Raw genomic sequence first — 9,912 nt, 5'->3', positions numbered from 1 at the left:
GCCGCCCGCCAGCGTCGTCGTCTGGAACGGCGCTTCGGCGGCCACGTGACCGAGTGGCTGTCCGAGCTTCCTTCCGTCGTCGAGAAGATCGCGACGGAGTGGCGGCTCACCGTCGACGGAGGCGCACCGCACGGCCGCACGGCCGTCGTCGTGTACGTCACCTTGTCCGACGGCCGCGAAGGTGTCCTCAAGCTGTCCCCGGACAGCGGGCTCGCGGTCACCGAAGCCAACATGCTGCGGATGTGGGCGCCTTCCCACCGGGTGCCCGAGGTGTGGGACCTGGACGCGCGGCGCGGCGCCATCCTCATGGAACGCGTGGAGGGGGAGACGGTCGCCAACATCGGGGTGGTCCCGCCCATGGTGACCATCGGGACCCTCCTCTCCCAGCTCCACGGGGTGGAGGTGTCCCGGAGCCAGCTCATGGAGCTGCGCCCCCTCATGGCGCGGGTGCAGTTCATCTTCGACCTGTGGAACCGCGAGCGCAACGAGGGGCCCGCGGCCAAGGTCATCTCCACCACCGCCCTGCACCAGGGCTACTGCCGGGCCCGCGCCCTGGCCATCGGTGAGACCGACGTCGTCCCCCTGCACGGCGACCTGCACCCGGGCAACGTGCTCGACGGCGGTTCACGCGGCCTGGTCGCGCTCGACCCGCGCGCCTGCGTGGGCGACGGCGCGGCCGACGCCGTGGATTGGGCGGTGTGGAAGGCGACGAGTATCACCGAGGTGGAGCGGCGCGTCGACGTCCTCCCCCCAGACGATGGGAGTGGACGGCGACCGGATGATGGAGTGGGTGCGCGCGTTCGCGCCCTGCCTGGCGGTCGCCAAGGTCAACCGCGCACAGAGCCACACCGACGAGTTCGAGACCCTCGTGGACCTGATGGCGGGTGACCATACGCTGGTCCGCTCCCACTCCAGGTGACACGGGCCGTGTTTGTTCTGGTCCTCCGCTGGGCTTCGGCCCGCCCGTCGCCCGCCACCACCCTCCACGGACGCCTCCGGCGCAGCCTCGACCCTTGAGAACCCCGCCGGCGCCCGAACGAAACGCCCTCGGGTGATCGTTCCGGGAGGGGAAATCGGGGCCTAGTCGTCCGTCCTCGGAGTCTCGAAACGGTACCCCCGGCCCGCCTCGGTGATGAGGTACCGCGGTCGCGCCGGGTCGGGCTCCAGCTTCCTGCGCAGCTGCGCCAGGTACACCCGCAGGTAGTTGGTCTCGCTCTGATAGGCGGGGCCCCACACGTCGTGCAGCAGTTGGCGCTGGCTGACCAGCTGCCCGGGACGCCGGGCCAGGATCTCCAGGATGTGCCACTCCGTGGGGGTGAGCCGCACCTCCTCACCGTCCCGCACCACCCGCTTGGCGCCCAGGTCCACGGTGAAGGACGGTGTGCGCACCACCGGTGCCTCCTCCAGGCGGACCGACCGGCGCTCCGCCGCGCGCATCCGCGCCAGCAGCTCGTCCATGCCGAACGGCTTGGTGACGTAGTCGTCCGCGCCCGAGTCCAGGCAACGCACCTTCTCCCCGGCCGAGTGGCGCGCCGACAGCACGATGATCGGTACCTGGGACCACCCGCGGAGCCGCTGGATCACCTCCATGCCCTCCATGTCGGGCAGTCCGAGGTCCAGCAGGACCACGTCAGGGTGGTGTTCGGCCGCCAGACGCAGCGCCGCGGCGCCGTCGGGAGCGGTGTCCACGTCGTGTCCGCGCGCCCGCAGGTTGATGCGCATCGCGCGGATGATCTGCATGTCATCGTCAACGACCAGGACCCGCATGGGCCCCCCTCTCGTCGTCCTCGCCGTCCGTGTCCGCGGCTCTCAGGTCGAACACCATGGTCAGCCCGCCGCCCGGGGTGTCCTCGGGGGAGAGCGTGCCGTGCATGGCCTCAACGAAACCACGGGCGACGGCCAGCCCGAGACCGACGCCCGTGCCCTGGGGCGCGTCGCCCAGGCGCTGGAAGGCCTCGAACATCCGCTGCTTCCCCTCGTCCGACACACCCGGCCCCCGGTCCGCCACGCGCAACTGCACGCTCCCGCCGTGCGCGCTCGCCGCCACGAGCACGGGCACGCGCGGGTCGGGGTTGTGCCGTACGGCGTTCGACACCACGTTGGCCACCGCCCGCTCCAGCAACCCCGCGTCGGCCCGGACCCGGGGCAGGCAGTCGGGCACGTCCACCGTGACCGCCTCGTGGGGCAGACCGATCAGGGTGGCCGAGACCACCTCCTCCAGCCCCACGGGCCGGATCTTGGGGCGCACGCTGTCGGTCTGCACCCGGCTCATGTCCAGAAGGTTGTCGATCAGCCGGTTGAGCCGATCCGCGGACTCCTCCACGGTCTCCATCAGGGCGTCCCGGTCCTCCGGGTCGAGTTCGATGTCGGTCGCCCGCAGGCTGGCCATGCTCGCCTTGATCGACGTCAGCGGCGTGCGCAGGTCATGGGAGACCGCGGCCAGCAGCGCGGTGCGGATGCGGTTGCCCGCCACCTGGCCGCGCGCCTCGGCGGCGTCCCACTCCAGCCGCTTGTGCTCCAGGGCGATTCCCAGGTGGGCGGCGAACGCCCACAGCACACTGCGGTCGGCGGCGGGCAGCACCCGGCCGCGCAGCGCCAGGGCCAGGGAGTCGGAGATCGACACGAGCACGTCCGCCTCGTCCGGCGACTCGCACGCGGGTGCGCCCACACTGTGCACGGCGCTCCACCGGTCGTCCTCCACCCGTTCCAACAGCGTCGCCGACCGCTGACCGAAGGTCTTGGAGATGCGCCGCAGCAGTGCCTGGAGGGGCTCGTTCCCGGCCAGGACACTGCCCGCGAGCAGCGCGATCGCGTCGGCCTCCGCCCGGCCGCGCGCGGCCTGCGCCGACCGCCGCGCCGCCATCTCCGCCACCACCGCCACCAGCAGGCCCACCAGGACGAACGCGGTGAGCGCCACGGTGTTGTCCAAGGACACCGGTGGCCTGTCGTGGCTGGGTGAGAGCACCAGCGTGAGCAGTAACGCGCTCCAGAGCGCCGAGGCCAGGGCCGGCCACAGGCCGCCGACCGCCGCCGTGGCGACCGTGGTCAGCAGCAGGAACATCGCGTCCGAGGACAACCCCACCTCGGAGAACGGGGGGAGCAACAGGAGCAGTGACATCAGCGCCGGAGCCGCGGCGGCCAGTACCCACCCGGTCACGCGCCGGTGCTCGCCGACACCGCGCCCCGGGGCCGGGAGCAGCCACATCCCGCTGCCGACCTCCTCGTGGGTGACGATGTGCACGTCGATGTCCCCGGAGTCGCGCGCCACGATCGCGCCCACCCCGGGGCCGAACACGTACTCCCAGCTGCGGCGGCGCGAGGATCCCAGCACGATCTGCGTGGCGTGCACACCCCGCGCGAACTCCAGCAGCCCCTTGGGCACGTCGGAGCTGATCACCTGGTGGTAGGTGCCGCCCAGCTCCGCGAGCAGCTTGCGCTGGCGGACGAGGTGGTCGGTGAGGGGGCGGCCGACCGCGTCCGACTTCACCACGTGGACGGCCAACAGGTGGCTGGGCTGGGGGTGGCCCCCGCGCGAGCGCGCCGCGACCCGGGCCGCGCGGCGGATCAGCGTCTCTCCCTCCGGTCCTCCGGTGAGCGCGACCACGACGCGTTCGCGCGCCTCCCAGGTGCTGCGGATCTCGTGCTCGCCCCGGTACCGGGCCAGACCCTCCTCCACCCGGTCCGCGGTCCACAGCAGAGCCAGCTCGCGCAGCGCGGCGAGGTTGCCCTCCCGGTAGTAGGCGGCCATGGCGGCGTCCACGCGTTCGGCCGGATGGATGTCGCCGTGCGCCATCCGGCGGCGCAGCTCCTGGGGGGTGACGTCCACGAGCTCGACCTCGGCCGCGCGGCGCACGACCTGGTCGGGGACGGTCTGCTCGGGCCGCACACCGGTGATCTGCGTGACGACGTCGTTGAGCGACTCCAGGTGGTGGATCCCCACCGTGCTGACGACGTCGATCCCCGCGTCCAGCAGTTTCTCCACGTCCCGCCAGCGGGCGTAGGTGGGCGCGTCCGGTCCGTTGGCGTGGGCGAGGTCGTCGACGAGCGCCAGGTCGGGGGCGCGCGTGATGACGGCGGCGGTGTCGACCGCGCCGGACGGGTGCTGGGGTACCACCTCCAACCCCGTCAGCAGGGCGGACGTGCGCTGTCGGCGGTGCGTGTGGGCGGCGGCCACGACCACGTCGGTGCCGTCCTCGGCCCGACGGCGGGCCTCGGCCAGCGCGTTGTGGGTCGTGCCCACCCCCGGCGCCGACCCCAGGTAGATGCGGAGTTTTCCTCGTGCCACGACTCCATTGTCACGTGCTCGGGCGGGGGACGCGTCCCGCCGTGTCACACGCCGTCGCGGAGTGCGGACATGACGACGCGGACGGTGGGCGCAATACTGGGTCGTCGTACGAACGCACGAGCCCCACGCGGGTGGAGGGGAGCACACCCCATCCGTTCCGTGCGACCCAGCGACACCTGTGAGGAGGTGCGGCGTTCGCTCCGAGACGAGCGCGGAGCGTGCCCACGCCGCGACATCGATGACCGGATATCCCCCCGACGACGGATCGTTCCCGGGCAACCCAGGCGAGCCGCCGTTCCCCGGGCAACCGGGACGGCCCCCGCAGCCCGGGCAGCCCGGATACGGCGGAGGCCAGCCCCACTTCCAACCGCCCCCGCCCCCTCCACAGGGGCGGCCCGGAGCCCCGTACGGCGGCCAGCCCGACGGGTATCCGCCCGGGTACGGCGCGCCGGGAGGTCCGTACGGCGGTCCGGGAGGTCCCGGGGGAGTGCCGCCCCAGCAGCCGTCGGCGCCGGGCCATCCCGGGCCGGGCGGCCCGCCGCGCCGCACCGGTCGGCTCGCACTGATCATCGGCGCGAGCGTGACGGCCGTCGCGCTGCTGGCCACGGGCGGGGCGCTGGTCTGGAACCTGTCCGGCTCCCGTCCCTACGCGGACCTGCCGAGCTGCCGCCGCCTGCTGTCGAGCGAGTTCCTCGACTCCATGTCCGAGACCGAGGGACTGCGGGCCGAGGGCGAGTACGAGGAGGGGGAGGACCTGGAGTCCCGCGATCAGGACGACCTGATCGGGTACCTGTGGTGTGACGTGGAGGACGGCTCCGAGGACGTGATGTCGGTGTCCGTCAACCTCCTGGAGTACGAGGACGACGGGTCCGCCGTCGAGGACATACGTGACGAAACCGAGGATTTCCTGGAGGACCTGGAGAACGGGGACTGGGAGGAGGACCTGGACACGGACCTCCTCGACTGGGCCACGACCTCGGTGGGAGACGGTGGAGCCCTCGTCCTCTACGAACCCGGCTACTTCGACGAGGAGACCGTGCACGGTTTCGCGTCCTTCAGCACGGTCAACGTCGTCGTGACGGTCTTTCGCGTGTTCGACGGCGACGTCGACACGGAGGAGGCCATGGCGGAGCTCGACGACCTGGCCGACCGGGTCCACCGACAGCTCTCCCGGGAGTCCGAGCGCGCCTGACCCGGACGCCCACGACCCTCACGGGTGTCCGCGGTGGCAGGGGGCGTCCGGGGCGTCCGCCGTCACCCGCGGCCCCGGCGCCCTCCGCCGGGGCCGCGGCCCGGGGTCCCGGCTCAGGACGCGTCGGGGATCAGCTTGCCCGGGTTGAGCACGCCCTCCGGGTCCAGCGCCGTCTTGACCGCGCGCAGCACGTCGCCGCCCAGCGGGCCGATCTCCGCCGCCATCCACGGCCGGTGGTCGGTGCCCACCGCGTGGTGGTGGGTGATCGTCCCGCGATGGGCCACGATCGCGTCCGAGGCGGCCCGCTTGGCCCGGTCCCACCGCTCCAGGGGCGCCTCACCCGCCGCCGTGGCGACCGTGAAGTACAGCGAGGCCCCGGTCGGATAGGTGTGCGACACATGGCACATCACCACGACGCCGCCCTCGTCTCCGTCCAGCGCACCGGTCAGCGCTTCCGAGACCGCCTCGTACAACGGCAGCAGATCGGTCCAGGTCGCCGCCGTCTCCAACGTCTCCGCGACGAACCCCGACGCCAGCAGGGTGTCGCGCAGGTACGGGGCGGAGAACCGGTTCTCGCGCCAGTGCGCCACCGGCTCCGCGCCGAGCGGTGTGCCGCCCGCCGCCGTCAGGACCTCCCGGACGGCGGCCGACCGCGCGGCCACGTCCGCCCCGGTCCCCTCGAACCCCAGGACCGCCTGGCACCCCGGCACGGCCTCCCGGCCGCCGAGCGCCGCGCCGACGAACGTCTCCGACTCGTCCAGGACCCGCGCCATGGTCGGCCGCACGTCCGACTGCGCGAGTTCGCGCAGCGCGGCCGCGCCCGTCGCGAAGTCCGGGAAGGACCAGGCCTCGTCCAGCACCGTCTCCGGGCGGGGGCGCACCCGAAGACCGACCTCGGTGATCACACCCAGGACGCCCTCCGAACCGAGCATCAGCCGCCGCAGGTCCGGACCGGCGGCCGACGCGGGCGGCCCGCCCAGCTCCAGGGTGCCGCGCGGGGTGGCCACGCGCAGCGACACCACCATGTCCTCGAACCGGCCGTATCCCGAGGACGCCTGCCCGCTGGAGCGGGTCGCCGCGTACCCGCCGACGGTCGCGTACTCGTAGCTCTGCGGCATGTGCCCGAGCGTGTACCCGTGCTCGCCGAGCAGGGCCTCGGCGAGCGGTGTGCGCACGCCCGCGCCCAGGACCGCCGTGGCGGAGACGCGGTCGAAGGACACCAGACGGTCCAGCCGCCGCAGATCCAGGGCGATCACGGCCGGGAACCCGCCGCTCAGGGGCGCGACCCCGCCCACGACGCTGGTGCCGCCGCCGAAGGGGACGACGGCCACGCGGGCGTCGGAGCACACCCGCAGCAGACGTTCGACCTCGTCGTGGTCGGCGGGGTGGACCACCGCGTCCGGCGCCGGGTCGGCCGCGCCGGACCGGCGGAGCAGGAGGTCGGGGGTGCTCTTGCCGCCGAGGTGACGCAGCCGCGCGGCGTCGTCCACGCGCACGTGCTCGGCGCCGACCACCCCGGCCAGGGCGTCGCGGGTCCCTGCGTCCAGGCGGGAGGCGGGCAACGCGACCTCGTCCTCGGCGACGGCGGGCCGCTCCTCGGGCTCGGTGCGCAGGACCTGGGCGATCAGGTCGCGCAGCGCGGGGTCGAGCGTCTTCGCCCTGGTCGGGTCACCCCAACCGAACCAGCTCATCTCGGGCGCGGGGTCGGCCAGCGGGCCGGTGGGGGAGTTCTCATCAGTCATGCTCTACAGTTTTACATATGGCGTCAAAACGTAACGTAGAGGATCAGATCCTGGACGCGGCCCGCGCCTGCGTCGAGGCCTTCGGGGTGCGCCGAACCACCCTGACCGACGTGGCGCGCCGCGCCGGGGTCAGCCGACCGACCGTCTACCGCAGGTGGCCCGACGTGACGGCCCTGGTCGCGGACCTGCTCACCCGCGAACTGCGCCGGATCCTCCTGGCCGAGGAGGAGTCCGCGGAACACGCCCTGGCCGGGGAGGGCGTGCGGGTACGCCTGGTCCGCCACGCCGCCGGGGTCGCGCGCGCCATGCTCGACCACCCCCTGTTCACCCGCGTGGTCGACACCGAGCCCGAACTCCTGGCCACCTACACGTTCCACCGGCTCGGCGCCAGCCACCGCGCCGCCCTGGAGGTGCTGGAGCCCGTCATCGCCGAGGGCCAGGCCGACGGGTCGGTCCGCCCCGGGGACCCCGCCGTCCTCGCCCGGCTCGTGCTCGTCACCGTCCAGAACACCGTCACCTCCCGCCGCCTGTTCGCCGACCTGCTCGACGAGCCCGGCCTCGTCGCCGAGCTCACCGACCTGCTGGACGGCTACCTCGCCCCCTGACGGTCCCGCCCGCCCCGCCTCCCACACCCAGGAAAGGACCTCCCCATGCGCCACACCGTTCCCGAGTCCTCGTCCCTGAACGCCGCCCGACGCGCCGCCGACCTCGCGGACCTGGGCGCCCACCCACAGGTGGACGTCCTGGTCATCGGGGGCGGTGTGACCGGTGCCGGGGTCGCGCTCGACGCCGCCGCACGCGGACTCAGCACCGTCCTCGTCGAACGCGACGACCTGGCCTTCGGTACGAGCCGGTGGAGCTCCAAGCTCGTCCACGGCGGCCTGCGCTACCTCGCCCGGGGCCAGGTGGGCATCGCCTACGAGAGCGCGCGCGAGCGCGACGTCCTCATGCGCGTGACCGCACCCCACCTGGTCCGTCCCCTCCCCATGGTCGTTCCGGTGCACCGGAGCTCCGGGCTGGCGCGCCCCCTGCTCGTGCGCGGAGGAATGGGCATGGGCGACGTCCTGCGCGTCCTCGCGGGCACCCCCAAACGGGTCCTGCCGGCTCCACGGCTGCTCACCGCACGCCAGACCCTGCGGCTGCTGCCCGGTGTGAACCCCGAGGGGCTGCGCGGGGGAATCCTGTCCTTCGACGGACAGCTGGTCGACGACGCCCGCCTCGTGGTCGCCCTCGCCCGGACCGCCGCGCGGGAGGGCGCACGCGTCATCACGCGCTGTTCGGCCGAGTCCGTGACCGCCGACGGGGTGTGGCTGCGCGACGGGACCACGGGCGAGACGGTCGGCGTCCGGCCCCGGGCCGTGGTCAACGCGACCGGAGTCCACGCCGGGGACCTCGACCCGTCAGTGCGGCTGCGGCCCAGCCGAGGCAGCCACCTGGTGCTGGACGGAGCCGCGCTCGGGCATCCCAGGGCCGCGCTCACCGTGCCGGTCGCGGGCAGCGTCAACCGGTTCGTGTTCGCGCTCCCGCAGGCCGACGGGCGGGTGTTCGCGGGGCTGACCGACGAACCCCTGGAGGGCCCCGCCCCCCGCGTGCCCGACGTCCCCGACGGCGACGTCGACTTCATCCTCGACCGGCTCAACGTCGCGCTGCGCACGCGTCTGGGACACCGGGACGTGCTCGGGGCCTTCGCCGGGCTGCGCCCCCTGATCGAAGGGGACGGGGCCAGCTCCGACCTGTCCCGGGAGCACTCCGTCACCGTCTCTCCCACGGGCGCGGTCACCGTGGTCGGCGGCAAGCTCACCACCTACCGGGCGATGGCGGAGGAGGCGGTGGACGCCGCCGTGAGCGCACGGCGGCTGTCCGCCGGGCCCTGCCGGACGCGGTCGCTTCCGTTGGTCGGCGCGGCCTCCCGGGAGGAGCTCGACACGATGGACGTCCCGCGCCGCCTCGTGCGCCGGTACGGGGCCGAGGCCCCGAACGTCGTCGCCGAGGCCGGAGGGGACCCCGCGCTGCTCGAACCGGTGGCGTGCGGCGTCACCGGGGCGGAGCTGCGGTTCGCCGTCCGGCACGAGGGGGCCCTGGACGTGGACGACCTGCTGGACCGGCGTACGCGGATCGGGCTGGTCGACGGGGATCGGACGGCCGCCGACGCGGCGGCCCGGGCAGCGCTGGCGGACGGGTAGCGGCGCTCGTTCCGGTCCCGCCGCTTCGCTTCGGACCGTGTTCGCGGAACGCGCCACACCGACATCCCCTGTCCCACAGGGCGTCGATCGCGTATGGTCGTAGCCGGTCCGGCGCGCCGCTTCCCTCACGGCCCCGGATGCTCCCAAGCCTCCCCCTGACTCGGTTCTCCCGCCCACTGAACCGCCCCGCCGAAGGAGTCACCCATGCCCACGCTCGTTTCCGTGCCCGCGCTCGCAGAGGACGACGATGTCCTGGCGGGTGTACCGGACGAGTACCGGCACTACTTCAACGGACGGCCCCCGGTGCCCTTCACCAAACGGCACTGGGAGTTCCGCGGGGAGCCCAGAAGCGTGCCCCTGTGCCGGGCCTTCCTGGACACCTGCGCCGCCAGCCGCGACGGCGACTTCCGGTACGTGTTCTCCCTGCTGGGGACGGAGCTGGCGACCAACGCCCTGCGGCACAGCCGTTCGGGGGAGGAGGGTCAGACCTTCGTGCTCAAGGTGACCCGG

The 9,912-nt window shown here is 73.5% G+C and carries 6 protein-coding genes and 2 pseudogenes; 5 read left to right on the top strand and 3 right to left on the bottom strand.

All coding sequences use genetic code 11. From position 1 onward, the window contains the following. A pseudogene (locus D471_RS35360) lies at nucleotides 1–919 on the top strand (aminoglycoside phosphotransferase family protein); the annotation flags it as partial. 161 nt (nucleotides 920–1,080) lie between these two features. Here the strand turns inward: D471_RS35360 and D471_RS0120685 are convergent. Both D471_RS0120685 and D471_RS35355 read right to left on the bottom strand, forming a co-directional pair. Beyond that, nucleotides 1,081–1,767, bottom strand: coding sequence for a response regulator (locus tag D471_RS0120685; protein WP_017600387.1), 687 nt, complete (start codon nucleotides 1,765–1,767; stop codon nucleotides 1,081–1,083). Next, nucleotides 1,748–4,285 (bottom strand): ATP-binding protein, encoded by a 2,538-nt coding sequence (locus D471_RS35355; protein WP_051059230.1) that lies wholly within the window; start codon nucleotides 4,283–4,285, stop codon nucleotides 1,748–1,750. The genes D471_RS0120685 and D471_RS35355 overlap by 20 nt, the downstream gene beginning before the upstream one ends. Before the next feature lie 487 nt (nucleotides 4,286–4,772). On the opposite strand from D471_RS35355, the gene D471_RS39640 reads away from it, so the two are divergent. Beyond that, nucleotides 4,773–5,477, top strand: coding sequence for a hypothetical protein (locus D471_RS39640; RefSeq protein WP_017600385.1), 705 nt, complete (start codon nucleotides 4,773–4,775; stop codon nucleotides 5,475–5,477). 113 nt (nucleotides 5,478–5,590) lie between these two features. On the opposite strand, the gene D471_RS0120670 is transcribed toward D471_RS39640, so the two are convergent. Then, on the bottom strand, nucleotides 5,591–7,219 hold the full coding sequence (locus tag D471_RS0120670; RefSeq protein WP_017600384.1) for an FAD-binding oxidoreductase: 1,629 nt from the start codon (nucleotides 7,217–7,219) through the stop codon (nucleotides 5,591–5,593). A 17-nt stretch (nucleotides 7,220–7,236) separates the two neighbouring features. Here D471_RS0120670 and D471_RS0120665 point away from each other — a divergent pair, with 17 nt between their 5' ends. The 3 genes and pseudogenes from D471_RS0120665 to D471_RS0120655 form a co-directional block, all read left to right on the top strand. Continuing rightward, on the top strand, nucleotides 7,237–7,824 hold the full coding sequence (locus tag D471_RS0120665) for a TetR/AcrR family transcriptional regulator (protein WP_017600383.1): 588 nt from the start codon (nucleotides 7,237–7,239) through the stop codon (nucleotides 7,822–7,824). A 45-nt stretch (nucleotides 7,825–7,869) separates the two neighbouring features. After that, nucleotides 7,870–9,402, top strand: a complete 1,533-nt coding sequence (locus D471_RS0120660) for a glycerol-3-phosphate dehydrogenase/oxidase (RefSeq protein ID WP_017600382.1) — start codon at nucleotides 7,870–7,872, stop codon at nucleotides 9,400–9,402. A gap of 204 nt (nucleotides 9,403–9,606) precedes the next feature. After that, nucleotides 9,607–9,912: pseudogene (locus tag D471_RS0120655) on the top strand (ATP-binding protein); the annotation flags it as partial.

Origin of the sequence: Nocardiopsis lucentensis DSM 44048 (genome assembly GCF_000341125.1) — a bacterium.
GTDB classification, from domain to species: Bacteria; Actinomycetota; Actinomycetes; order Streptosporangiales; family Streptosporangiaceae; genus Nocardiopsis; species Nocardiopsis lucentensis.
This window is presented reverse-complemented; position numbering and strand designations above follow the sequence as displayed.

What these genes read in the sequence shown, in the direction of transcription:
- D471_RS0120670 (WP_017600384.1), bottom strand. Translation starts at nt 7,219, where the DNA reads ATGACTGATGAGAACTCCCCCACCGGCCCGCTGGCCGACCCCGCGCCC.
- D471_RS0120685 (WP_017600387.1), bottom strand. Translation starts at nt 1,767, where the DNA reads ATGCGGGTCCTGGTCGTTGACGATGACATGCAGATCATCCGCGCGATG.
- D471_RS0120660 (WP_017600382.1), top strand. Translation starts at nt 7,870, where the DNA reads ATGCGCCACACCGTTCCCGAGTCCTCGTCCCTGAACGCCGCCCGACGC.
- D471_RS0120665 (WP_017600383.1), top strand. Translation starts at nt 7,237, where the DNA reads ATGGCGTCAAAACGTAACGTAGAGGATCAGATCCTGGACGCGGCCCGC.